Source organism: Marinobacter fuscus (assembly GCF_003007675.1).
GTDB lineage: Bacteria > Pseudomonadota > Gammaproteobacteria > Pseudomonadales > Oleiphilaceae > Marinobacter > Marinobacter fuscus.
In genome coordinates this window covers 1-24,850 of record NZ_PXNP01000013.1, presented here as the reverse complement: position 1 = coordinate 24,850, position 24,850 = coordinate 1, and the positions used below count along the sequence as shown (strand labels likewise).

General features: G+C 58.8%; 24 protein-coding genes. 7 read left to right on the top strand and 17 right to left on the bottom strand.

The genetic code is table 11. The features are described from left to right. Window positions 1–32: 32 nt before the first annotated feature. From C7H09_RS03425 to C7H09_RS03415, 3 genes are all read left to right on the top strand, one after another. Window positions 33–563, top strand: coding sequence for a DUF2390 domain-containing protein (locus C7H09_RS03425; RefSeq protein ID WP_106761232.1), 531 nt, complete (start codon window positions 33–35; stop codon window positions 561–563). A gap of 2 nt (window positions 564–565) precedes the next feature. Next, the gene (locus C7H09_RS03420) at window positions 566–946 is read left to right on the top strand and encodes a DUF4124 domain-containing protein (RefSeq protein WP_106761231.1); all 381 of its coding nucleotides are present in this window, start codon (window positions 566–568) and stop codon (window positions 944–946) included. Window positions 947–1,080: 134 nt separating this feature from the next. Next, the gene (locus C7H09_RS03415) at window positions 1,081–1,812 is read left to right on the top strand and encodes a BamJ family beta-barrel-assembly machinery protein (RefSeq protein ID WP_106761230.1); all 732 of its coding nucleotides are present in this window, start codon (window positions 1,081–1,083) and stop codon (window positions 1,810–1,812) included. A 62-nt stretch (window positions 1,813–1,874) separates the two neighbouring features. Here the strand turns inward: C7H09_RS03415 and rsd are convergent, their stop codons facing one another. Further along, window positions 1,875–2,354 carry a sigma D regulator gene (gene rsd / locus C7H09_RS03410; RefSeq protein WP_106761229.1) on the bottom strand — a complete coding sequence of 160 codons (480 nt, stop codon included), beginning with the start codon at window positions 2,352–2,354 and terminating at the stop codon, window positions 1,875–1,877. Between the two features lie 126 nt (window positions 2,355–2,480). Beyond that, a complete protein-coding gene (locus C7H09_RS03405) occupies window positions 2,481–2,981 on the bottom strand; it encodes a disulfide bond formation protein B (RefSeq protein ID WP_106761228.1) in 501 nt (166 codons plus the stop codon). Window positions 2,982–3,098: 117 nt separating this feature from the next. On the opposite strand from C7H09_RS03405, the gene C7H09_RS03400 reads away from it, so the two are divergent. Continuing rightward, a complete protein-coding gene (locus tag C7H09_RS03400; protein ID WP_106761351.1) occupies window positions 3,099–3,530 on the top strand; it encodes a flagellar basal body-associated FliL family protein in 432 nt (143 codons plus the stop codon). 100 nt (window positions 3,531–3,630) lie between these two features. On the opposite strand, the gene rmf is transcribed toward C7H09_RS03400, so the two are convergent. The 4 genes from rmf to C7H09_RS03380 form a co-directional block, all read right to left on the bottom strand. After that, window positions 3,631–3,846: a ribosome modulation factor gene (rmf, locus tag C7H09_RS03395; protein ID WP_106761227.1), complete on the bottom strand. Its 216-nt coding sequence runs from the start codon at window positions 3,844–3,846 to the stop codon at window positions 3,631–3,633. A 114-nt stretch (window positions 3,847–3,960) separates the two neighbouring features. Beyond that, a complete protein-coding gene (gshA, locus tag C7H09_RS03390; protein ID WP_106761226.1) occupies window positions 3,961–5,520 on the bottom strand; it encodes a glutamate--cysteine ligase in 1,560 nt (519 codons plus the stop codon). Window positions 5,521–5,579: 59 nt separating this feature from the next. Then, window positions 5,580–7,910, bottom strand: coding sequence for a Tex family protein (locus tag C7H09_RS03385; RefSeq protein ID WP_106761225.1), 2,331 nt, complete (start codon window positions 7,908–7,910; stop codon window positions 5,580–5,582). A gap of 52 nt (window positions 7,911–7,962) precedes the next feature. Then, window positions 7,963–9,696 (bottom strand): GGDEF/EAL domain-containing response regulator, encoded by a 1,734-nt coding sequence (locus C7H09_RS03380; protein ID WP_106761224.1) that lies wholly within the window; start codon window positions 9,694–9,696, stop codon window positions 7,963–7,965. 146 nt (window positions 9,697–9,842) lie between these two features. On the opposite strand from C7H09_RS03380, the gene rep reads away from it, so the two are divergent. Then, window positions 9,843–11,861, top strand: a complete 2,019-nt coding sequence (gene rep, locus C7H09_RS03375) for a DNA helicase Rep (protein WP_106761223.1) — start codon at window positions 9,843–9,845, stop codon at window positions 11,859–11,861. Window positions 11,862–11,927: 66 nt separating this feature from the next. Here the strand turns inward: rep and C7H09_RS03370 are convergent, their stop codons facing one another. Then, window positions 11,928–12,341, bottom strand: a complete 414-nt coding sequence (locus tag C7H09_RS03370; protein WP_106761222.1) for a c-type cytochrome — start codon at window positions 12,339–12,341, stop codon at window positions 11,928–11,930. Between the two features lie 193 nt (window positions 12,342–12,534). Between C7H09_RS03370 and C7H09_RS03365 the strand changes: the two genes are divergently transcribed. After that, window positions 12,535–12,876, top strand: a complete 342-nt coding sequence (locus C7H09_RS03365) for a hypothetical protein (protein ID WP_106761350.1) — start codon at window positions 12,535–12,537, stop codon at window positions 12,874–12,876. Window positions 12,877–12,912: 36 nt separating this feature from the next. After that, window positions 12,913–13,986, top strand: a complete 1,074-nt coding sequence (locus C7H09_RS03360) for a phospholipase A (protein ID WP_420844170.1) — start codon at window positions 12,913–12,915, stop codon at window positions 13,984–13,986. 186 nt (window positions 13,987–14,172) lie between these two features. Here the strand turns inward: C7H09_RS03360 and C7H09_RS03355 are convergent, their stop codons facing one another. From C7H09_RS03355 to C7H09_RS03310, 10 genes are all read right to left on the bottom strand, one after another. Then, on the bottom strand, window positions 14,173–15,525 hold the full coding sequence (locus tag C7H09_RS03355; protein ID WP_106761220.1) for a phosphohexomutase domain-containing protein: 1,353 nt from the start codon (window positions 15,523–15,525) through the stop codon (window positions 14,173–14,175). Window positions 15,526–15,687: 162 nt separating this feature from the next. Continuing rightward, entirely contained in the window at window positions 15,688–16,164 is a 477-nt protein-coding gene (gene bfr / locus C7H09_RS03350) for a bacterioferritin (protein ID WP_106761219.1), read from the bottom strand. A gap of 148 nt (window positions 16,165–16,312) precedes the next feature. Further along, window positions 16,313–16,519, bottom strand: coding sequence for a bacterioferritin-associated ferredoxin (locus C7H09_RS03345; RefSeq protein WP_106761218.1), 207 nt, complete (start codon window positions 16,517–16,519; stop codon window positions 16,313–16,315). Between the two features lie 107 nt (window positions 16,520–16,626). Further along, entirely contained in the window at window positions 16,627–17,907 is a 1,281-nt protein-coding gene (pepQ, locus tag C7H09_RS03340) for a Xaa-Pro dipeptidase (protein ID WP_106761217.1), read from the bottom strand. Window position 17,908: 1 nt separating this feature from the next. Further along, complete coding sequence (locus tag C7H09_RS03335; RefSeq protein WP_106761216.1) at window positions 17,909–18,814, bottom strand: LysR family transcriptional regulator; 906 nt, start codon at window positions 18,812–18,814, stop codon at window positions 17,909–17,911. Between the two features lie 75 nt (window positions 18,815–18,889). After that, window positions 18,890–19,900, bottom strand: a complete 1,011-nt coding sequence (locus tag C7H09_RS03330; protein WP_106761215.1) for an ABC transporter ATP-binding protein — start codon at window positions 19,898–19,900, stop codon at window positions 18,890–18,892. Next, a complete protein-coding gene (locus C7H09_RS03325) occupies window positions 19,897–20,895 on the bottom strand; it encodes an ABC transporter ATP-binding protein (protein WP_106761214.1) in 999 nt (332 codons plus the stop codon). The genes C7H09_RS03330 and C7H09_RS03325 overlap by 4 nt, the downstream gene beginning before the upstream one ends. A 4-nt stretch (window positions 20,896–20,899) precedes the next feature. Next, complete coding sequence (locus C7H09_RS03320; protein ID WP_106761213.1) at window positions 20,900–21,832, bottom strand: ABC transporter permease; 933 nt, start codon at window positions 21,830–21,832, stop codon at window positions 20,900–20,902. Then, window positions 21,829–22,878, bottom strand: a complete 1,050-nt coding sequence (locus tag C7H09_RS03315) for an ABC transporter permease (RefSeq protein WP_106761212.1) — start codon at window positions 22,876–22,878, stop codon at window positions 21,829–21,831. Before C7H09_RS03315 ends, C7H09_RS03320 begins: the two co-directional genes overlap by 4 nt. Before the next feature lie 79 nt (window positions 22,879–22,957). Further along, window positions 22,958–24,520, bottom strand: a complete 1,563-nt coding sequence (locus C7H09_RS03310) for an ABC transporter substrate-binding protein (protein ID WP_106761211.1) — start codon at window positions 24,518–24,520, stop codon at window positions 22,958–22,960. Window positions 24,521–24,850 lie beyond the last annotated feature (330 nt).

The following is a 24,850-nucleotide window of genomic DNA, read 5'->3' as shown; positions in this document are numbered from 1 at the left end:
TTCCAACATTGACGGTCGGGAAATCGCCAGTCATGAGCAAACCGAACGCCGCACTGACGGAGCTTCCGGTCAATATTCAACCGGACAATCCGTTATGGCGTTACGCACTGGCGCAGTGGCAGAATCCCGACCTCGCCCGGGACTGCCTCGAACTGCAGTCTTCGGGCTGGAGCGTAACCAGAATTCTCTGCGCCGGTTGGCTGGGCAACCAGGGTTGTCCGTTCTCCGGCTTTGAAGGCGCTACGGTAACAGAGTGGCGCAGCCGTGTAACCGGTAGCATTCGCAATGCGCGCAAGGCCATACCCCGCAGCCACGGCGACTGCGAGGCTCTGCGGGAAGCTTTGGCGGCAGCAGAACTTCAGGCTGAACGAATAGAACTTGCGTTGGCCTGGCAAACATTGAAAAACCTAACACCGGAGAACGGCACTGTGCCAGAACCCGTCACCCAGATCAGGCAAAATCTTGTTGCGGCAGCCCCCTGCGACTCCCTGCCTGTCGACACAGCTGAACTGCTGGACAGCCTGGCCTGCCAGTTGGCAGGCGCACAACCGGGAGGCACCTGATTATGGTGACCAAATGGCTGATCCGGCTAGCCTTCCCGGCTCTTGGCCTGCTGCTGATCCTGATTTTTTTTGGTCTGAGCGACCCACAACAGGTCTCGGAGCCTGCACAAACCCAGCCGACAGAAAGCATACCCTCTTTTGAAGGACTGCTCCCCTCCCCCATGCCTACGGATGGCCCGGAAATCGTTTTTAAATGGCGGGACACCGATGGCAACTGGCACTATGCCGACCAGCCACCGGCACAGGGGCCCTGGAATGCTCTGGCAATTGAGCGCCCCGATGCGCTTAACCGGGATCGCCGGGTAGCGGATCCGGAAAACGACTGGCAGGCCCCCTATCGCGCGCCCTATTCGCTGAACGGTGCCCCGGCCAACGGTTCATAGGCACCAAAGCCATTGAAAACGGGCACTGATTAACACATGTTCAGTGGCATACAGCGCCTGAACCCGTTACCTTTGGCTCCTCTTTTTCTCATTCAGGGCCGCAGAGCCCCGCAACACGTGCAAAGGATAAAGCAATGAAGAAAACTCTACTGGCAATTGCTGTTACCGGCATCATGGCAGGCTGCTCCACCGCACAGGAAGAGCCTTCAAACCCGGCCCTGGAAACCACCCCTGAAAAAGTCAGCTATGGCATGGGCCTGGTATTGGGTGAGCGCATGGGCAACGACTTGCCCGATTTGCAAATGGAGCAGTTTCTGCAGGGTATCCAGCATGGTCATGCTGGCGAAGACACCAACAAACGCCTGACCCGCGAGCAAATCCAGGAAGCCCTGATGGCCTATCAGCAGGACCTTCAACAGCAGCAGGAACAGCAGTACGAAGAGCTGGCCAAGAAGAACAAGGACGCCGGGGAGGCTTTCCTTGCTGAAAACGCGGAGCGGGACGAAGTATCGACCACCGAATCGGGTTTACAGTACGAAGTGGTTGAGGAAGGCAGCGGTGACAAACCGACAGCGGAAGATCAGGTACGCGTACACTACACCGGCGAACTGATCGGCGGCGAAGTCTTCGACAGCTCCCGCGAGCGTGGCGAGCCCGTCACCTTTGGCCTGAACCAGGTTATTCCGGGCTGGACAGAAGGCCTCCAGCTGATGAGTGAGGGGGCTCGGTTCAAGCTGTACATCCCTTCAGACCTGGCCTATGGCCCGGGCGGCAATCAGGCCATCGGCCCGAACGAAACGCTGGTCTTTGATGTTGAGCTGCTGGCAATCAACCCGGGCGCCAACGAGTCCGGCAACGAAAATTAATAATTGCGGGAACAGAAAAGCCGGCTCCGGGAGCCGGCTTTTTTACGGGAAAACAAAGGAACTCAGGCCGAAGTGACCTTGCCCGCATGGGCATTGTGTAGATTCTCGATCAGGCAGTCTTCCAGCTCAAACCGTGATGCCAATACCTCGCCCAGTTGCGACAGCTCATCAAACAACCCCCGCAGCTGTTCTTCTGTGAGTGCCCGGCCATCGACCAGATCGTTGAAGTTGAGCACCACTTCCGTGGTCTGCTGGATGCGCGGGTACAGTTTCTCAGCCAGTTCTACCCCGCCATCATCAAAATCCCGGGCTTCCTGAAGCAGCTGTTCATACACTTCGAAGTGGCCCGCAGACACATAGTCCACCAGCAACTCGCACAAGCGCACCAGGCTGGCACCAAGCTCTTCGGTACGAGACAGGTCGTCTTCGCCGGACAGCTCGCAATACTGAACCAATAGCTGCTGACGCGCTTGCAGCCAACGATCGATCAGCTCACTGACACCGCCCCAACGCTCCCTGGCATTCCGACAATTTTCCAACATGACCCTGACTCCCAAAGATTCAGCTCTGCGGCTGTTTCGCCTTCTGTGCGCTCCGGCTGGCACCGGAGCGCGGCTTTCTGACATTCAACTTACCCCAGGCCCACAAGCCTCGCAACCATTTCAGGGCTACCAGGCAGCTTTGGCCGGATACCGGCGAAACATGACAAACAGGCCGAGTAAAATCAGCAGGGAAAAGAACACCGCCGTCCAGCCGGGGATACTCAACCCCAGAAAACGCCAGACCACTTCGGCACAATCACCGGTACCCTTGAGGGCCGTTTGCAGCACCTCGAACCAGGGCAGCACATCCAGCAGATAATCCACCGACGGCCCACAGGCCGGTGCCTGATCTGCGGGCAGGCTCTGCAGCCACAACTGCCGCCCGGCCACACCCAGCCCGGCACCAGCAGCAATCACCAACAGCAGGCCGTAGATGCGATTACCCACGCCAGCGGGGCCATGCACAAAGGCCAGCAGGCTTACCAGACCCGCGCCCATAAAGCCGAAACGCTGGAGCCAGCAAAGCGGGCATGGCTCCAGCCCCATGACATGTTCCATAAAAAAGGCCACTGCCAGCAACCCGGCAGAAACCAGAAAGATCAGCCCGAATATCCATCTGCTTGTCAAAACGTTACTCCGAAATCATTATGTGAACTGCACGATTGCTGGCAGCCTGATATGCTCCTCTTCAGGCGAGCAACGTCGCTGCCGAACTCATCCTAACCCATGAACCCACAAGCGCCTATGACCATTCAAGGAAAACTGCTGCCAACGTTTCTGGCCCTGATCCTGACCCTGTGCAGCACCACTACATTCGCGGAAGATGAAGAGGAAACCGAGGGCAAGCCCGTTGCCGATTACATTGCCATGGAGCCCGCCTTTGTAACCCAGGTGGGCGTACCGGGCAGCAAGGTAACCTACCTCAAGGCAGCCGTTACCCTGCGTGCTGATGGCGCAGATACCCGGCCCGCGGTCGAGGCCCATATGCCAAGACTACGCCATGAACTGGTGATGCTGTTTGGTGAACAGACCGAAGTGGATCAGCTATCGTCCGTGGAAGGCCAGCAGGCGCTGTTGGAAGAAGCCAGAAACCGTATTAACGGTGTGCTGAAGGAACAACAGACCGGCCAGTCCGTCACCGGCGTGCTGTTTACAGAATTTGTGGTGCAACGATAGACCGGAACGACAAGAAGCGCAGCGGCAAGAATTCCCGGCGAATGGGCCGGGATAAACCACCCGGAAGCAGAAGCCAGGGGCCCGCTTGCACCTGGGGGGCTCAGGCAATCCGGGAAAACAGATCGCCTGAATCTTTCAGCCGTTCCTGGCGGATGCTATTGGCGTCCTCCCAGCCTGCCTCCCAGGCCGCTATGACCACGTCGCCCCGATAAGGGCAGCGGGCTTTACCCATGCCCATGGTGCTTGCCATGTAACCTTGCCGATACGCCTTATTGAGGGATTCCACATCCCAGCCGAGCTTGATGTCTGTCGCCATGACTCACCCCGTTTGTCTGATGTAATCAAACGTAACATCAGGTTACGGGTGCAGCAAATGCCGGTTGCCCGTTCTGTGCGCCACGTCGCCGGGCCGCTGTGACGCACAGTGCAGTCAGGATTTCAGGTACGCGTCCAGGAACTCGGCAAAGGGCCGGGGGTCACTGGCTTCAAGCTCTTCCTGCTCAACCAGGGATCCGGCACTCTGGCTCTGAAATTCTGCCAGGGTCTCGTCTGACAATGCTTCCGAGCGCAGGGTCTGCTGATGCTGACGGGACATGGCCAGCACCCAGTCCCGATGGCCCAGGCCAGATTCCCGCATGGCGTGCAGTACCCGCGCCGAGGGCACCGACCATTCATCGCCCGCCAGCTTGGCTTGTTGAACCGCCAGCGCCTTGCGGTAGGTTTCGCCGCCCTGCAAAGCATCCAGCTGTTCCGCCAGCGGCTGCAGGCCGTCGAGAATACCCGTGGCCGCAACGCCCACAGGCACCCGTTCCCCGGCTTTGCACAGGGTCACTGATAACGACCGGCCAGAGGCCACCACATCCTTGTAGTTGTCATCCAGGCGCTCGCATTCCCGGTCGTCGATTCTCGGTGAATCCGACAACAGGCAATCCAGCAGAAACAGATCCAGAAAATCCACCTGCTCAGCGGTAATACCCACCGGCGAGAAGGGATCAAGATCCAGACAGCGGACTTCAATGTATTCCACGCCCCGGGCATCCAGCGCCTGTATCGGCTTTTCGCCACTCTCGGCGGTGCGTTTGGGGCGAACCGCACTGTAATACTCGTTCTCGATTTGCAGAACGTTGGTATTGATCTGGATAAACTGGCCGTCGTCGCGGCGCGTTCCGACGGCCTCATAGGCGGGCCAGTTGGTGTGGATCGCCCGGTCCAGAGTTTTGGTGTACGTGCCCAGTTCATTGAAACAGATATTCAGCGATGCCTGGGCGTTGTTGTGATAGCCCAGGTCGCCCATACGCAGTGAGGTTGCCGCCTCCCCAAACCAGGTCTGATCGTCAAACCGGGCCAGATCGTGCTGCACACCAGCCACAAAACTGGCATCCAAAGCGGGCGAGGTACCGAACAGCAGCATCAGCAGCCAGCTGCGACGGCGGAAGTTGCGGATCAACCAGAAGTACTGGTCTGATTTAAAGTTCCGCAGGCTCTCCGTGTTCCCAAGCAGCTGTTGCCAGTTCTGCCAGAAGCTGTCGGGCAACGACATGTTGTAATGCACCCCGGCAATACTCTGCATTACCCGGCCATAGCGCACTGCCAGTCCCTGGCGGTACACGTGCTTTAACTGGCCAATGTTCGAACTGCCGTACTCGGCGATGGGAATACTGGCGTCACCATCAATTTCGCAGGGCATACTGGCGGCCCAGAAGACTTCATCCTGCAGATTTTGCTGAACAAAGCGATGGATATCCCGCAGGGATTCCAGCATGGCCCCGGTGCTGTTGAACACCGGAGTGATCAGCTCCAGCAGCGCTTCGGAATAGTCGGTGGTGATGCGCGGGTGGGTCAGGGCCGACCCCAGCGCCTGCGGATGCGGGGTCTGAGCAATAAAGCCGTGGGCGTCTACCCGCAGGCCTTCTTTTTCAACACCCTTGAGGAAACCGTCCCAGTCGCTGGCTGCGAACTGCTGGAACAGGGCGTGGCGGGACTGTGCCATGGTGAACTCCTGTTGCCGCCACCGCCCCTGCAGAGGGCGGCCAGCGGTGTCTGTATTGGTTACCGGCCGCTCTTGCGGGCAGACGCCAGTGCCTGTGCAAGTGCGCCCGCCATGGCGCCCTGGGGTGCGGCCTGTGCCTGACCACCCCGTGCTTTGCTGCCGGCCGCTTTGCCGGAACTGCGCTCGCCACCGCGGGCAGGTTTGTTCTCGGCGCCGGGCTGGTCATCCATACGCATGGACAGGGCAATCCGTTTACGGGGAATGTCCACTTCCATGACTTTGACCTTAACGATGTCTCCGGCCTTCACCACTTCCCGCGGGTCTTTGATAAAAGTATGGGACAGCGCCGAAATATGCACCAGTCCGTCCTGATGCACACCGATGTCGACAAAGGCCCCGAAGTTGGTGACGTTGGTCACGGAACCTTCCAGCACCATACCCGGTTTCAGGTCGTTCAGGGTTTCCACCCCTTCCTCGAAGTGGGCAAAACGGAATTCCGGCCGCGGATCCCGGCCCGGCTTTTCCAGCTCCGCGATAATATCCTTGATGGTCGGCACCCCGAACTGCTCGGTCACATAATCCTCGGGCTTGAGGCTGCGCAGGAAGGCGGAGTCTCCCAACAGGCTATCGACACTCTTGCCGTTGCGCTTGGCAATGGCCTCAACCACACCGTAGGCTTCCGGGTGCACCGACGAGCGATCCAGGGCATTGTCGCCACCGGCAATCCGCAGGAAACCCGCGGCCTGTTCGAACGTGCGGTCGCCCAGCCGGGACACTTTCAGCAACTGCTTGCGGCTGGTGAACTTACCGTTCTGGTTGCGGAAATCAACGATGTTCTGGGCAATGCTCTGGTTCAGGCCCGACACCCGGGTGAGCAGAGGCACAGACGCGGTATTCAGGTCCACACCGACACCGTTTACACAATCTTCCACCACGGCATCCAGGCTACGGGACAACTGAACCTGAGAGACATCGTGCTGGTACTGCCCCACCCCGATGGACTTGGGTTCAATTTTCACCAGCTCCGCCAGCGGGTCCTGCAGGCGACGGGCGATGGAAACCGCGCCCCGGATGGTCACGTCCAGATCTGGCAGTTCCCGGGAGGCAAATTCCGAAGCCGAATAGATGGACGCACCGGATTCGTTCACCACAATGCGGGCCAGTTTGAGCTCCGGATGTTTCTTGCACAGGTCGCCCACCAGCTTCTCGGTTTCCCGGGAGGCGGTGCCGTTGCCGATGGCCACCAGTTCGATTTTGTACTTCTGGCACCAGGCCGCCATCTGGGCGATGGACTGATCCCAGTTGTTCCGGGGTGCATGGGGGAATATCGCGCCGTGGTCCACCACCTGGCCGGTGCCGTCGATGACGGCCACTTTGACACCGGTACGCAAGCCCGGGTCCAGCCCCAGAGTCGGCCGGGGGCCCGCCGGGGCCAGCAACAGAAGATCTTTCAAGTTAGCGGCAAACACATTGATGGCCTCGGTTTCGGCGGCTTCACGCACCTGGGCCATTAAATCGGTTTCAATCTGGGTGGACAGCTTTACTCGCCAGGTCCAGCGCACCACATCAGACAGCCATTTGTCAGCCGCACGGCCGTTGTCGCGAATGTTCCAGTGGGCGGCAATCCGCTGCTCGGCCGGGTGCGGCTGGCGGCGATCGTCCTCGCCGTCACCCATCACCAGACTGTAGGCCAGCACGCCTTCATTACGGCCACGCAAAATCGCCAGTGCCCGGTGGGAAGGGACTTTCTTCAGGGGCTCAATATGATCAAAGTAATCGCGGAATTTCGCGCCTTCGTTTTCCTTGCCCTCAACCACCGTGACCTTCAACTGGCCCTGCTGCCAGACAAAGTCCCGCAGGCTACCCAGCAGTTCGGCGTCTTCGGCAAAGCGCTCCATCAGGATATAGCGGGCGCCATCGAGCGCCGCCTTGGTGTCGTCGATTTTTGCTTCCGGGTTCAGATAGGCTGCGGCCACCTGCTCCGGATCCTGGGAGGGATCATCAAACAGGGTATCCGCCAGCGGCTCCAGCCCTGCTTCCCGGGCGATCTGCGCCTTGGTGCGACGCTTGGGCTTGAACGGCAGGTACAGGTCTTCCAGCCGGTTCTTGGTATCCGCCGCGGCAATGGAGGCCCGTAACTCATCGGTCAGTTTGCCCTGCTCCTCGATGCTGTTGAGGATGGTGCCGCGACGGTCTTCCAGCTCCCGCAGGTAACGCAGCCGCTCTTCCAGGGTTCGCAACTGGCTGTCGTCCAACGAGCCGGTCACTTCTTTCCGGTAACGGGCGATGAAGGGAACGGTCGCGCCTTCATCAAGCAGGGTAACCGTGGCGTCGACCTGTTGTTCACGTACGCCGAGTTCGTCAGCAATGCGCCGGGAGATACTGTTCATGCAACCTCGATCTGGTATCGCGTTCGGAATTAATGCGCAAAGGTACAGCGGCTTACTTCTGCAGGCAAGCGGACTGGTTGCGGCGGTTCATGAATTCCACTAGATCCTGCCAGGGCATGGGGCGGGCAAAATAGTAGCCCTGGATCTCGTCACAGTGCTGCTGGCGCAGGAATTCCAGCTGGCCCTCGGTCTCAACACCTTCGGCCACCACACTGATCTGCAGGCTGTGGGCAAGACTGATAATCGCCCGGATAATATGCTCGGCATCGGCCGACTGCCCCAGTTCCTGCACAAAGGACTTGTCGATTTTCACCAGCGAGATCGGCAGGTGCTGAAGATTGCTCAGGGAGGAAAAACCCGTGCCAAAATCGTCCAGAGCAAAACTGATACCCAACTGGTTCAGTTCCCGCAGGCAACGCTGAGCATACTCAGGATCGTGCATCATGGCGCTTTCCGTCAGTTCCAGCTCCAGCAAACTGGTGTCGACATTGGCATTGAAGATAATGCGGAAAATGGTTTCGGTCATTTTCCGGTCGTGGAACTGGCGGAAGGACAGGTTGACCGCGAACACCAGCCCCGGAAAACCCAGCTCGGTGCACTCCTGCAGGCGTTTGCAGGCCTGTTCGATCACCCAGTAACCAATGGGCACAATCAGGCCACTGCGTTCGGCCACCGGAATGAATTCGTCTGGCCCAACCAGCCCGCGCTCCGGGTGGTTCCAGCGCAGCAGGCATTCCACGCCCCGTACCTCCTCGGTGGCCAGATCAATTCGGGGCTGGTAATAAAGTTCCAGTTCGCCGCCACGCAGGGCGTTGCGCAGATCGGTTTCGAGCCGTAACTGGTAACCCGCAGAGATGTGCAGTTGGCGATCGTAAAACCGGTAGCTGGTGCCGGGGTCTCGCTTGGCTTCAAACATGGCCCGGTTGGCCCGCCGCAACAGATCATCCGGGCTGTCCCCGGCTTCCGGGTAGGTCGCCACACCCACGCTGGCATTGACCACCACATTCTGGCCATCCACCGTCAGCGGCTCGCCCAGAGCATTCACCACCTTGCGGATAATCTGGGTAATGTCGAGGGAGTCTTCCACTTTCTCCACGATAATGGCGAGTTCATCCCCGCCTATGCGCATCAGAGAATCCACCCGCCGCAACTTGTTGCGCAGGCGCTCTGCCAGCCGGAACATCAACTGATCGCTTTTCTGATAGCCGAAGGATTCGTTGATGTTGCGGAAGTCATCGATATTTAGGTGCAGCAAGGCCAACCGGTGACCTGCCCGCTCGGCCCTCAGAATCGCCTGCTGCAGGCGATCAAAAAACAGATCCCGGTTGATAAAACCCGTGGCCACTTCCCGGCCCAGCTGGCCATGGGCCGACTCTGCCAGTAACGCCCGATACCACAAACATTTGACCGCCCGGCGGAACTGCCAGGCATCCAACCCCTGGCGACTGAGGTAATCAGAGGCGCCGCCGGCCACAAGCTCGAGGGACATGTCTTCAGACGTGTCGGCGCTGATCGCCAGAATGGGCTTGTCTTCACTGGCCACCAGCAAATACTGCAAAAACGACGACTCGGATCCGCTGTGGAAAGCACAGTCCCAGACAATGACATCAAAACTGGCATTGGCGATAAGATCGTCGCAGTCGACCAGATCCGGGCACCAGATGGCATCACTGCAGGCATCCGGGTCGCCCGCAAGCATGGCGCTGTACCAAAGGTAATCGCTGTACTCCGGCGTCAGTACCAGTAGGCGAATACAATCGGGCCTAGTATCGCTGGGTGATGTCATCGGGTAAGATCCATGTGTCGGCACGGTGAAGCAGAATCCATGTGAACAAGCATAGCTGATAGATCCGCAAGGTACAGCATGGCGGGCTGGTGTAGAATAGGTTCTTTCTCTCTTTTACAACCCCGTAGCGCTTTGGCCTTAACACTGTGAACAAGCTCAACCCCAGACAACGTGAAGCAGTCCGCTATGCCGATGGCCCCCTGTTGGTGCTCGCTGGCGCCGGTAGTGGCAAAACCAGCGTGATCACCCGCAAGATCGCCTATCTGATCGAGGAGCTGGGCATTCCCGGCCGTCACATTGCCGCCGTCACCTTTACCAACAAGGCCGCCCGGGAAATGAAGGAGCGGGTCGGGCGCATTGTCGACCGGGGCAAAACCCGCGGGCTGATTGTCTCGACCTTCCACAACCTTGGCCTGAACATGATCCGGGAAGAGCACCAGCACCTGGGTTATCACCCGGGTTTCTCGATCTTCGATGCCGAAGACGCCAAGGCGCTTTTGCAAGACCTGATGATGCGGGAAGCCAGTGCCGATGCCGGAGACGAGCTGAACGATGTGCAAATGACGATTTCCTCCTGGAAAAACGCCATGCGCAGCCCCGCCGAAGCCTACAGTAAAGCGGCAGATGAGCGTGAGCAGCGCATTGCCATCGTTTACAAGCACTACAACGAATACCTGAAAGCTTATAACGCCGTGGATTTTGACGATCTGATTCTGCTGCCGGTACAGCTGTTCCGGGACGACCCCGAGGTGCTGGCCAAGTGGCGCCGCAAGATCCGCTACATGCTGGTGGATGAGTACCAGGACACCAACGTGTGCCAGTACGAATTGGTGAAACAATTGGTCGCCGAGCGAGCAGCCTTTACCGTGGTAGGTGACGACGACCAGTCCATCTATGCCTGGCGCGGTGCCCGCCCTGAAAACCTGGCGCAGCTGAAAGAGGATTTCCCCAGCCTGAAAATCGTCAAGCTGGAGCAGAACTACCGCTCCACCAGCCGGATTCTGCGCTGCGCCAACACGGTGATTGCCAATAATCCCCATGTGTTCGACAAGGCGCTGTGGAGCGACCACACCATCGGTGAGGAAATCCGCATTATCCGCTGCCGTAACGAGGATGCCGAAACCGAGCGCGTGGCCACCGAAATTATCCATCAAAAACTGAGGGACGGCCTGGATTTCAAGGATTTCGCGGTTCTGTACCGGGGCAACCACCAGGCTCGGCTGCTGGAAATGAAGCTGCAGGCCTACCAGATTCCCTACCGGCTCAGTGGCGGGCAGTCGTTCTTCTCGAAGAACGAAATCAAGGATGCCATGGCGTATCTGCGGCTGATGATCAACCCGGATGACGATGCCGCATTTCTGCGGGTGGTGAACGTACCCCGTCGGGAGATTGGCCCGCGCACCCTGGAGCAACTCAGCCACTACGCTCGCGCCCGCAACGTCAGCCTGTTCAAAGCGCTGGGCGATATGGGTGCAGAAGCCCACGTCACCGAGAAGGGGCTGGACCGCCTGCGGCGCTTCGCCCACTGGGTCGACAAAACCTGCGAGCGGCTGTTCGCCGAAGACCCGATTCCGGTGGTGAAACAGCTGTTTACCGACATCGAATACGAAGAATGGCTGCACCAGCATTCCGGCAGCCCGAAGCAGGCGGAACGGCGGATGGAAAACATCTGGTACCTGGTGGAATCGATCCAGCGCATGCTCGACGACGGCAAGGGCACCGCCGATGAAATCGGTATCGAAGACGCCATTGCCAAGCTGGTATTGCGAGACATGATGGAGCAGCGCGAGGAAGAGGACGACAGCGACAAGGTTCAGCTACTGACCCTGCACGCTTCCAAGGGCCTGGAGTTTCCCCACGTGTTCATCATGGGGCTGGAGGAAGAGATTCTGCCCCATCGCAGCAGCATTGAAGAAGGCAACGTGGAAGAAGAACGTCGGCTGATGTACGTGGGCATCACCCGGGCGCGAGAAACCCTGGCCCTGACCTATGCCGCCACCCGCAAACAATACGGCGAAAAGCTGGAAACCATTCCCAGCCGGTTTCTGGATGAATTGCCGGAAGACGATGTGAAATGGGAAGGCTCCGGAGAACAGGACAAAGAAGCCAACCAGAAAAAAGGCAAAGCCACCCTCAGCGCGCTGATTGGCGATCTTGGCCTGTAATCCGAAACAGCCTCGCTAAAACCACGAAGCCCCGCACAAGGCGGGGCTTCGCAGGAACAACGGCGCTTACTTGCTGGCGTCGACCAGATGCTCGACCGCTGCCGAGATTTCTTCATCCGGGCAGCTGGCGCAACCGCCTTTCGGAGGCATGGCGTTGAAGCCATTGATCGCATGGTCGATCAAGGTGTCCAGGCCCTTTTCGATGCGCGGCGCCCAGGCACCGCTGTCGCCGATCACCGGTGCACCGGCCGCCCCAGTGGTGTGGCAGGCCATGCAGACCGCATCGTACACTTCACTGCCTGAACGCGGGCCAGCACTGGCGGTAGCTGCGGGAGCGGCTGCTTCACCGCACTCTTCACCCTGCAGGCACACTTCACCCACCGGCTGGATACGGGCACGGATTTCATCTTCGACACTTGCCAGCGCTGTGCCAGCGGCCAGGCCGAAACCAAGCAGACCAACAGCCAGGACTCTCTTCATCTTCACAATGCACCTCGCATTTGAGCGTTATAATCTTTCAGTCGCCGCATTATAGCGATAGAGCCCCCGCAAAAAAACCTGAGAGCAAAATCAGAAGTTGATTTCAACCATTTTAATGACAATTTCGTAGGTTGTTATTCGTTGCCTGCGGTTTCCGGTACCATAACGCCACCGTTCCGATATGAGCCTGCTTATGAGCGATTCCCGACACTCCCCGATACAACGCAAGCGCCGAATGCTGCTTGTTGTCGAGTTCGGCAGCCTGGCCATTCTGCTGCTTTCGATGAGCTGGTTCAGCAGCCAGGCCTCTGCGGAAGCGCCGATCTCCAGCGCCTGGCTTCTGATACCGGCGGCCGCTAGCCTGGGCGTATTTCTGAGCTTTATCGGGCTGATGTATCTGCGCTGGGTTGTCTCGGCCAGCGATGAGCGCCGGGGCCGCCACAAGCTGATTTTTGTTCTGCTGGCGACCAGTTTACTGGGCGTTTGGGTTTACGGCATCGCCAGCACCTGGCTCAGCCTGACGGCCGCTACCTGAGGTATCACCATGATGCGCCTGCATTCTGTCATCGCAATGCTTTGCCTCGCTGTAAGCTCCTGTGTTGTTGCTGAAGAGTCACCCGCCACAGCAGCGGAGGTAAACTGCGCCCTGATCAAGAGTGGTGTGCAGCGGCTGGCCTGCTACGACGCGCGGCAGGATCCAAAAAAAGAGCGAAAGAAGGCCTCGGATACGGAACTGAAGGAAGCCGCAAAAACGGCCGAACAACTGGTGGCCGACAGGAAGGCCCGCGAAAAAATTGTTGGCAACGCACTGGATAACGACCCGGACGACGGCGTGATGGCGGCGATGGTAGACAGTTATCTGAGCTCCGAGCAGGCCATTTTTTCGTTTGCTGGCAGTTTTATTACCCACCGGCCCAACTATCTTCTGCCGGTAACCTGGGTTGAAAACCCCAATGCACGCCCGATCAGCCCCCGGCTGGGTGAGATTGGCTACGACTACGACCTGGAGAACGAGGAAGCCAAGTATCAGATCAGTTTTAAAGTGCCGTTGCTGACCGGCATTTTTGACGAGCGGACAACGCTGTGGTTCGGCTATACCCAGAAGTCGTTCTGGCAGGTGTACAATCAGGATGAGTCTGCGCCGTTCCGGGAAACCAATTATGAGCCCGAGTTATTCGTGCTTCAGTCTTTGAACTGGCAGTTTGGCCCGGGTACGCTGAGTGCGATGTCGCTTGGCTTCAATCATCAGTCTAACGGTCAGTCGGAGCCACGGTCGCGGAGCTGGAACCGGGTTACCGGCACAGCGGCTTACAGTTACGGGCGCTGGCTGTTCATGCTGAAGCCGTGGTACCGGATTCCGGAAACCGGCAGTGATGATGATAATCCGGACATGGATGCCTATGTGGGCCACGCCAGCTATCACGCGGTGTACAAGCTGACGGAAGACCGGACTTTTTCTCTCAAGCTGTTGAACAATCTGCGATCCCACAACCGGACGTCAGTGGAGTTCGGTTACAGTTTTCCGGTGGGGGATACGTTGAAGGGGTTTTTCCAGTACTACAACGGCTACGGGGAGAGTCTTATCGACTACAACAAGCGCATTCACCGGATCGGTTTCGGGATTATGTTGAATGACTGGCTGTAACAGCGGTCGACACAATCGCCTCTGCGTCGGCGGAAGGTCAAGTGGGGCGGAAGACCAGGGTGGCGGTGCTCCCTTCTGAAACACGCTCCTTCGGCACGTCCATGTGACGCTTGAGCTTCGCCATCCATGGCGAAGCACAGTTCCAGAAGGGAGCACCGCCACCCTGGCCCCTTATCTACGTGCAAACTATCCGTTCAAACGCTCCATTTCCGCCAGCAACTCTTCGGTTTTCGCTTCCATCAATGCCTTGTCGCCACGCGCCTCAACGTTCAACCGCACCACCGGCTCGGTGTTGGACATACGCAGGTTGAACCGCCAGGTGTCGAATTCCACACTCAGGCCATCCACATGACTGATGGCTTTGGCGCCAACGCTGTATTTGGCTTCGATGGCGGCGATCACTTTTGGGGGGTCGCTGATGGTGCGGTTGATTTCGCCGCTGGCGGGGTAAGCTTCGATGCGGGCGTCGATCAGGGAGGACAGGGTTTGGCCGCTCTGGCACAGGCGTTCTGCCACCAGCAGCCAGGGGATCATGCCGCTGTCGCAGTAGGCGAAGTCGCGGAAGTAGTGATGGGCGCTCATTTCGCCGCCGTAAACGGCATCCTCGTCGCGCATTCTTTGTTTGATGAAGGCATGGCCGGTTTTGCTTTCGACGGCTTCACCGCCCGCGGCCTGCACCAGGTCAAGCGTGTTCCAGGTCAGCCGGGGGTCGTGGATGACTTTGCCGCCACCGATTTTGCGCAGGAACTGGTCGGCCAGCAGGCCGACGATGTAGTAGCCTTCGATAAAGCGGCCGTTTTCGTCGAAGAAGAAGCAGCGGTCGTAGTCGCCGTCCCAGGCAATGCCCATGGCGGCGCCGTTGTTGATGACGGCGTCGGCGGTGGCGGAGCGGTTTTCCGGCAGGATCGGGTTGGGCACGCCGTTGGGGAAGTGGCCGTCCGCTTCGTGGTGGACTTTGATGAAGTCGAAGGGCAAATGCTGTTCGAGCTGATCAATCACCAGGCCTGCGCCACCGTTGCCGGCATTGCACACGATGCTCATGGGCTTGAGACTGCTGGCATCTACGTAGCCCAGCAGGTGGTCGATGTAGGCGCTCATTACTTCCAGGGTTTCGTATTTACCTTGCTGCGGGGCATTGGCGAAGGGTTCCAGCACCCGGTCGCGGATGTCGTTCAGGCCATTGTCGGAGCTGATGGGCCGGGATTCCGGACCGACCATTTTCATGCCGTTGTGGTCTTTCGGGTTGTGGCTGGCAGTAACCATAATGCCGCCGTCCATCTGGTAATGGCTGGTGGCAAAGTACACCTGCTCGGTGCCACACAGGCCGATGTCGAACACGTCGGCGCCTGCGGCCATCAGGCCGGAACTCAGGGCTTCGGTAATTTCCGGGCTGGACAGGCGGATGTCGTAGCCGACGATGACTTTTTTCGCTCCGGTGACTGCCACGTAGGCCCGGCCGATCTTCTCTGCAAGGATGGGGTTGAGTTGGTCTGGCACGCGACCGCGCAGGTCGTAGGCCTTGAAGCAGGACAGGTCCATTTCAGTCTCCGAAAACAGGTAACGATGTTGAGCCAGGCATTCTGGCCGGAATGACCGGCATTCTACCTGTTCTGGAGCACTATTGGGGGCAGGAACGGAGGAAAAATCGTTACACAACAGGCCCCGGCCCCTTAAACAGGGGCCGGGGCCGAAAGCGGGTGCTTACTCGGCTGCGGAGGATTGCAGCTGGATGTAGTTCTGGATGCCCATCTGGGAAATCATTTCCAGCTGGGTTTCCAGCCAGTCGATGTGCTCTTCTTCGCTGTCCAGAATGCTGCGGAACAGCTCCCGGCTGGTGAAGTCCTGCACCTGTTCACAGTAGATAATGGCTTCTTTCAGGTCGGCATGAGCGGTGTGCTCAAGTTTGAGGTCACACTCGATCATTTCCTGGACGTTTTCACCGATCAGCAGCTTGTTCAGATCTTGCAGGTTGGGCAGGCCTTCGAGGAACAGAATCCGCTCGATCAATTGGTCAGCGTGCTTCATCTCGTCGATGGACTCTTCGTACTCCTTGGCCGCCAGCTTGGTGATGCCCCAGTCTTTGTACATCCGGGAATGCAGAAAATACTGATTAATGGCGGTCAGTTCATTGGCCAAAACCTTGTTCAGATGCTGAATGACTTTTTTATCGCCTTTCATTGCCGAATCCTTTTTATCTCTGAAGCGTTAGCCCACAAGGATAGTCGGTTTTACGGCAAGAAAAAATATCGGATGGGAATGGGTGCCGAATGACAACCGGTGCCCCGGGCACTGCGGCCGGAAAGCACCGGTTAGCAGGCAGACTGTATCAGGCTGGCTGGGCCAGCATATTGGCCATGGCAAGGTAGTCCGGAGAGCGGGCTTCGCGCAGGATCTCCCGGGCGGTGCAGGCACAGCGGCCACACTGGCGCCCCACACCCAACTCTTTACCGAGCTGGCGCATGGAGCTGACACCGTTATCGGCCGCTTTGCGAATTTCTCTGTCTGTTACCCCGAAACACAAGCAAACATACATTGGGCTTTCTCACTAACAGCACTAAAGTTAGTGATAATTATTGTTATTACCAAACGAGATTGCAAGCCTTTTGCGAAAAGAATTGTTCAATAAAGTAACAATACCTGTCAGCGCGAGAGGTTGCGGGCTCCCGTGGCGGTCACCACCACGTTGTCCTCAATACGAATCCCTCCGCAACCGCTCAGCTCGGCGATCAGCGCTTCATTCAGATACTGCCCGGCCGCGCTGTTTCGTATCGGTTCCAGCAACGACGGTATGAAATACAACCCGGGCTCAATGGTCACCACCATGCCCTCTTCCAGGGTTCGGGTCATACGCAAAAAGGGCGCATCGGCCGGTGGTGGCGTGGGTTTGCCGGCCACATCGTGTACCTGCACGCCGAGGAAGTGCCCGATGCCGTGGGGGAAGAAGGCCCGGGTAATGCCCTGCTCCACCATGGCCTCGTCGCTCAGGCCAGATACCAGGCCGGAGGCCGACAGCAGCGCAGCAATGCCCTGATGGGTTTTGCGGTGAATATCAACATAATCCACCCTCGGGGCCACCATGTCGCAGAGCCGCAACTGCAGCGCTTCCAGACCTTGTACCAGAGCCGCAAAACGGGGTTCGCCAGGGGCGGCGGTGGTGCGGGTAATATCGGAACAGTAGCCGCGATAGCGCACACCGGCATCGATCAGCAGGCTGCGGGGTTTCTGCGGCGCACAGGTATCGTAGTACTGGTAGTGCAGTGTACCGGCGTGCTCGTTCAAGCCAATAATGCTGTGATAAGGAGCGTCGGCTTCCCGCTGGCCAGTGGCCTGCTGGTAGGCCAGGTTGATGCCGAATTCGCTCTCCCCCTGCAGGAACGCCCGGGCCGCGGCCTGGTGCCCCACCAGGGCATGCCGGTTGGCTTCAGCCAGGCACTCGATTTCGTAAGCGGTTTTGTGAACCCGGGTTTCCTCGATGGCCGCCAGCAAGGCCTCCGGATTGTGCTCCCCGGGCACTGCCTCAAGCACCTGCGGGTCGCCGACCACCGCCAGGCGCTTGGTTGCGCCCAGTTCCGGCACCCCCGGCTCGGGACGACGACGAACCTCAATCACCTGCTGCCAGGGCTCGGCCGCCAGCTCTGGTGTGGCGTGCCAGAAATCCACCGGCTGATACAGCCAAAGCACCGGCGCCTGGCCCGGGCGAATCAGCAGCCAGCTGTGCTCCTGGCCAGTCAGCCCGGTCCAGTGCAAAAACGGGCCGAAGCCCTGAAAGACATAGGCCTGATCATCCCGATGGCGATACGGTGCGGCGCCGGAGGCAATCAGCAGACTGTCAAAGCCCTCCGCCGCCAGAACCCGCTCGTAACGGGCCTGCAGTTCACGCAGATGAGCCGGTTGCAGGGAAAGCAGATCTTGTTCAGGCATATCAGTTGTCCAGTTGATTCCATAAATTCACGATGTCGTCTGAGCGTGCGTCCCGCAGGCGCACCAGACGGATTTCCAGCGGAATGTCCCAGCGCTCATCACCCGCCCGGATCAGACTGCCAAACTGTTCACTTTTCTCGGTCATCCGCCGGGGCAACCAGCCCATCCCAAAGCCCTGCTTCACCAGCGCCTTAATGCTGGCCGACTGGGTATTTTCGTTCAGCGGCAACAGGTTGGCGGTGAGTTTTTTGCGCAGCAGATGGCCCTCGATGGCCGACTGCAAAAAACCCCGGCTGTGATAGGCAATCAACGGCACCGGCTGCTCTGGTGTGCCCGGCAGCGGGTACCGGGGCTGGCCCTGTTCATCAGTAATGCTCACCGGCACCAGAGTTTCCTGGCCGATGGTGAGCCACTGGAGCTTGTCGGCATCCCAGCGCTCACCCCAGGGCAAGTCCCGATGCCAGTAACACAGCACCAGGTCACACTCGCCACTCTCCAACGCATCCAGAAACTGCGAACCTACCCAGTTGGTGGCCGTCAGATTCAGCTGCAAGCGGCCGCTAATGCCCGCATCCTGTGCCCAGCCCTGATAGAAGTGCGAAAACAACCCTTGGGTAGAACCGACACTGATCCGCGCAGATGCCTCGGCATCCAGTGCCGCCACCCTGTCCCGGGTATCCCGGACATCCCGGGTAATCCGCTCGCACAACTCCCGAAACAGCTCGCCTGCCGGGGTCAAGGACAACGGCAGGGTCTGGCGGTTAACCAGGGTGGTGCCCATGGACTCTTCCAGCAGCTTGATCCGGCGGCTGAACGTGGGCTGGCTCACGTGCTGCTGTTCCGCAGCACGTGAAAAATGGCGGGTACGGGCAAGGGCCAGAAAATCTTCCAGCCAGCGTATTTCCATGCAGTCCTCTGAGGTCAGACCTGAGTAACAACCAATACGGTTTTGCAGGCATGATAGCCCAACCGCGTGCAGGTGTTACAAACGGCCTTCCTCAACGGCATGGCAAGCCACCTGTCCGCCACCGTCAGTGGCGATCAATTGCGGTATCTCCTGCCGGCAACGATCGTTGGCGTAAGGGCACCGACCGTGGAACACACAGCCCGACGGCAGGTTCACCGGGGTGGGCACTTCACCCTGCAGGCGAATATGGTTCGGGCGATCGTCTTCCAGTTTCGGAATGGCCGACAGCAGCGCCTGGGTGTAGGGGTGCCTTGGCGTTGCGAACAGGGTTTTGGTATCTGCCAGCTCGCACACCCGGCCCAGGTACATCACCGCCACCCGGGTACCAAAATGCTCCACCACCGCCAGATCGTGGGTGATGAACAGGTAGGTCAGGCCGCGGCTTTCCTGGGCATCCATCAGCAGGTTCAGCACCTGGGCCTGAATGGACACGTCCAGCGCGGAGATCGGCTCATCGGCCACAATAAACTCCGGGTCGACCGCCAGTGCCCGGGCAATGGCAATCCGCTGGCGCTGGCCACCGGAGAACTCATGGCCAAAGCGACTGCCCCAGTCCGGGTCGATGCCCACCGAGTGCATCACTTCGTGGATCTTGTCGCGCACCTCGGTGGCGGCCCAGCCCGGGTGATGAAAGCGAATCGGCTCTTCCAGGGTTTGCTGGATGGTCATCCGCGGGTTGAGCGAGGCATAGGGGTTCTGGAAGATCATCTGCATCTTGCGGCGATACGGCAGCGCCGCCTTGCCTTCCAGATTATCGATACGCTGGCCGTCGTAATGGATTTCGCCCGCGCTTGGCGACAACAATCCCATCACCGTGCGGGCAACGGTGGATTTGCCACAGCCGGACTCGCCCACCACGCACAGGGCCTCGCCCTTATGCACCTCCAGGTTGACCCCGTTGATGGCGTGCACAGCTTCCTGCTTGCGGCGGAAACGGCCACCTTCAAAGGTAATCTGCTCCAGAAGGTTACCGGAGAGGTCGAAGCGCTTCTCCAGATCACGAATACTTACCAGAGGGGAGGTCATGATTCGGCCTCCTGCATGCGTTTCTCCTGCTCAATCAAGTTGGCCACCTCGTAACAGGCCACATCCACGTTGCCAGAACGCACATACTCGGGCATGGCGCGCTTGCAGTGGTCGGTGGCAAACGAACACCGGGGATGGAACGGGCAGCCGGTGGGGACATTTTTTAGCGACGGCATGGAGCCGGGAATCTGGAACAACCGGGCACCGGGCTCGCCCATTTGCGGCAAGGCGTTGATCAGCCCCTGGGTATACGGGTGCTGAGCGTCGTTGATGATTTCCCGGGTTGGCCCCTGCTCGATAATCCGGCCGGAGTACATCACCAGCATGCGCTGGGTCACCTGAGACACCACACCCAGATCGTGGGTAATCAGCATCAGCGCCACGTTTTCCTGTTCGCACAGGTTCAGCAGCAGATCCATGATCTCCGCCTGGATGGTGACATCCAGCGCCGTAGTCGGTTCATCCGCGATGATGATCTCCGGGTCCAGCAACAGGGCGATGGCAATAATCACCCGCTGGCGCATACCGCCAGACAGCTCGTGGGGATACTGATCCAGCCGTTTTTCCGGTGACGGAATCTGCACCTTCTGCAGCCGGTCCAGCGCGATGGCCCGGGCTTCTTTCTTGCTGATCTTGCGATGGGCCAGAATAGCCTCGACCATCTGGGTGCCGATGGTGAGCACCGGATTCAGGGTCATCATCGGATCCTGGAAGATCATGGCAATACGGTTACCACGAATCTTGCGCAGTTCACGCTCGCTCATGGCCGCCAGATCGCGGCCTTCAAACAGGATCTGGCCGCCCGCAATGTAACCCGGCTTGGCGATCAGGTTAAGAATGGAGAACGCCGCCACCGATTTACCGGCACCAGACTCCCCCACCAGCCCCAGGCGCTCGCCTTTGTCGAGGGTGAAGCTGATGCCGCGCAGGGCGGTCAAATCGCCACCACGCACCGCAAACCGCACATCCAGATTTTTTACTTCCAACAGTGCCATGGTGTTACCCCTTGTACAGCCGTGGGTTCATCACATCCCGCAGCCAGTCACCCAACAGGTTGATGACCAGCACGAGCACCACCAGCACCAGGCCCGGGATCAGGGTGATCCACCAGGAACCGCTCTGGATGTAGTCAAAACCGGATTTGATCAGCGAGCCCAGCGACGGCTGGGTTTCCGGCATGCCCAGGCCCAGGAACGACAGGGCCGCTTCGGAGATAATCGCGTTGGCAATCTGTACCGTGGCAATAACGAAGATCGGCGACAGGGTGTTGGGCAGAATGTGCCGGAACATGATCCGGGGTGTGCCAAAGCCCATAACTTTGGCGGCATCCACATACTCTTTCTTTTTCTCCGCCAGTACAGAGGCGCGCACGGTGCGGGCAATCTGCGGCCACTCCGCCACCCCGATGATGAAGATCAGCATATAAATGGCGATCTCGCCAAACATCAGATTGCCGAAGCTGGCCTTGAACACTGCACCCACAATAATCGCCACCATCAGGGTGGAGAACGACAATTGCACGTCGGCAATGCGCATCAGCACCGCGTCGATTTTGCCACCCAGGTAGCCCGCCAGCAGGCCAAACAGAATGCCCAGCACCGCCTGCAGCACCACCGCGCCGAAACCGATCATCAGCGACACCCGGGTGCCGTACAGAATGGTGGACAACAGGTCGCGGCCCTGCGCGTCGGTGCCCAGCGGGAACGCAGGGTCTGAGCCATCCAGCCCCACCGGCGGCAGTTCCGAGTTGAGAATGTCGATCTGGGCCAGATCGTAGGGGTCTGCAGGCGCCAGCAGCGGCGCAAACACCGCCGACAGTACCATCAGCATCAACACCACAAAGCTGATCACCGCCACCTTGTCGCGCTTGAAGCTGTACCAGAAAAAGGACTCGCGGAAGCGGTCCCAGCGGGAAACCGTTGCCGTTGTCATGCTTTCTTACCTGTCAGTTTAACGGTGGGGTTGACCAGTCCGTAGATCAGATCCACCAGAGTGTTGGTAATCACAAAGATCAGGCCCACAACCATCAGGTAAGCCACAATCAGGGGAATGTCACTGCGGGTGATGGCCTCCAGGAACATCAGGCCCAGGCCCGGCCACTGGAACACGGTCTCGGTCAGAATGGTGTAGGCCACCATAATGCCGATCTGCACGCCACCCACGGTAATCACCGGCAGCATAGTGTTCTTCAGGGCATGCAAAAAGTTGATGCGCCCCGCCGCCAGGCCCTTGGCCCGCGCATAGCGGATGTAATCGCTCTGCAGCACTTCCATCATTTCGGCCCGAATCAGGCGGATAAACAGCGGCAACATGATCGAGGCCAGGGACACACAGGGCAGGATCAGGTGCGCCAAGCCCTCGGCGGTAAACAATCCGGATTCCCAGGTACCAAACAGGTGCACCAGATCATCGCCACGACCATAAGACGGCAAGCCGCCTTCGGTGGTAAAGAAATCGTTCAGCCACTGGCCCCAGCCGGTGTCGTCCGGGAACCAGCTGACGGTTACACCGATGGAAAACAGCTGAATCAACACAATGGCGGTCAGGAATACCGGGATGGAGATACCCACCGTGCTCACCCCCATAAAAAACTTCGATAACCAGGCCTGGGGCCGGATAGCGGCATACACACCGATAGGCACCGACAGAAAAATAATCATCAGGCTGGCACCAATCACCAGTTCCAGGGTGGCAGGCAGGTGCTCCGCAATAACCTCCAGCGCGGGCTTGCTGTAAAAATAGGAGTTCCCCAGATCGCCCTGCACAGCCTTACCGGCAAAACGCAGATACTGAACCAGGAACGGGTCGTTCAACCCGAGCTCCTCACGAATGGCTTCCCGTTCCTCGGCCGAAACGGACATGCCCACCATTTCCTGAAGCGGATCCCCGAGGCCATCCTGAATGGCAAAGGCGATGAGGCTGATCACAAACATGACCAGTACCGCCTGGGATATCCGCTGAACCAAAAACGCTAGCATCAAGAAGTTACCGTTAGTGAATGCTTGAAGGCCCCGCTCCCGGGCGGGAGAGGGGCTTGGGGGTCAGATGACTGCCCGGTTATTCAACAACCAGGTCACCCAGGTACGGGAAGTTCATCACGTTGAGCACCGGCTCAATGTTCACGCCCTTCTTCGCGGCCCAGGCCAGATCCTGCCAGTGCAGCGGAACGAACGCGGCATCGTCGTACAAACGCTTCTCAACTTCCTGCAGCATCGCCGCCCGCTTCTCCAGATCGGTCTCTACGTTGGCTTTTTGCACCATCGCGTCGATTTCCGGGTTGCAGTAGTTTCCGGCGTTGTACTGGCCGGCACCGGTGTCGGCATCCGGGCAGAAGGTCAGGAATTCGAAGAAGTTGGCAGAGTCTTCGGTGTCTGCGTGCCAGCCGATCAGCATCATGTCGGCCGCGCGGTTATCAAACTCGGGCCAGTACTGCGCCTTGGGCAGAGTTTTCAGATCCACCTTGATGTTGATGCGGGCCAGCATGGCCGCCGCTGCCTGGGCGATCTTGTCGTCGTTCACGTAACGGTTGTTCGGCGCCATCATGGTGATGGTGAAACCGTCTTCGTAACCGGCTTCTTTCATCAACTGCTTGGCCTTGGCCACATCGAAACGCGGCTTCAGGCTGTCGTTGTGGCCCTGATAACCGGCCGGAGACATCTGCGCGGCTGGTGTGGCAAAGCCTTTCATGATCTTGGCGGCAATGCCTTCCTGGTTGATGGCGTAAGCAATGGCCTGGCGCACCTTCGGGTTCTTGAAGGCTTCCACCCGCTCCTGGTTCATGTGGAACAGGATGATGCGGGTACCGCTCATGGTTACCAGTTCGCTGTTGCGGTCGCGCTTGATGCGGTCCAGATCATTCGGCGGAACCGGTGCAATAAAGTCGACACCGCCAGACAGCAGCGCAGAAACGCGGGTGGCATTTTCCTTGATCGGGGTCAGCACAATCTTGCCGACGTTGCCCGGGGATTGGGTGTCCCAGTAGCCATCAAAGCGCTCGAACTCAACCCGCACGCCCTGTTTACGGTCGGTAACGGTGTAGGGGCCGGTACCGGACAGGTTCTCAGACGCAAAGGAATTGCCGTGCTTGAGGATCGCGCTCTTGTCTTTGCCGCCCTCGGTCTGGCCGCTGTAGAACTTGCTGTCGAGCGGAAAGATGTAGGTGGCGGTGTTCAACAGCAGCGGGTAGGGCTCGCTGGTGACCAGCTCAAAGGTGTAGTCGTCGATTACGTTGATGCCTGTGAACGGCTTGAAAATCGCCTTGAAATCCTGGCTCTGCTTCAGGCGTTCGAAGGTAAACTTGACATCGGCGGTGGTGAGTGTGTTACCGGAGTGGAACTTCACACCCTCGCGCAGCTTGAAGCGCATGGTGTTTTCGTCAACACGCTCCCAGCTTTCAGCCAGCCGGGCTTCAAAGCCCAGATCCTTGGTCCAGCGGATCAGCGGGTCAAAGGTCATGTGGGACAGTTGCAGAATGCCGCCAGACAACTGCTCGTGGATATCCAGGGTGACCGGGTCGGCGTCGTACGCCATTTTCAGTTCTTTCGTCGCATCGGCTGCCAGAGCCACCGGCGCAGACGCCAGGGCCATGGAGCCAACAAAAGCTGCCAGTATCTTTTTCATCGCGTTTTCCGTCGCTGTTTTAGGAATTTTCACGGAACATCGGTGCAGCACGGCACCGATTGCCTGGCAAACAAGCTAGGAGTCTGCGCGGCAGAAGTGTTTTGAGCAATTGCCTCCGCCGCGCCGAATCACGGTTGTGCCCGAGAGTATATGCGCAGTATCCAACCGGATAGAGTCACGATTTTCTATTCAGGCAATCAAGACGGTTATAGGCAAGTTCACAACCGTAGCCCGACCACTCAGCACGGCCCGGCACGCCGCCTCAGATTGCCTATGTCAGCCTCATCAGCGAACTCATCCGCCTGAGGTTAAGCGACAGGCAGACCAGAT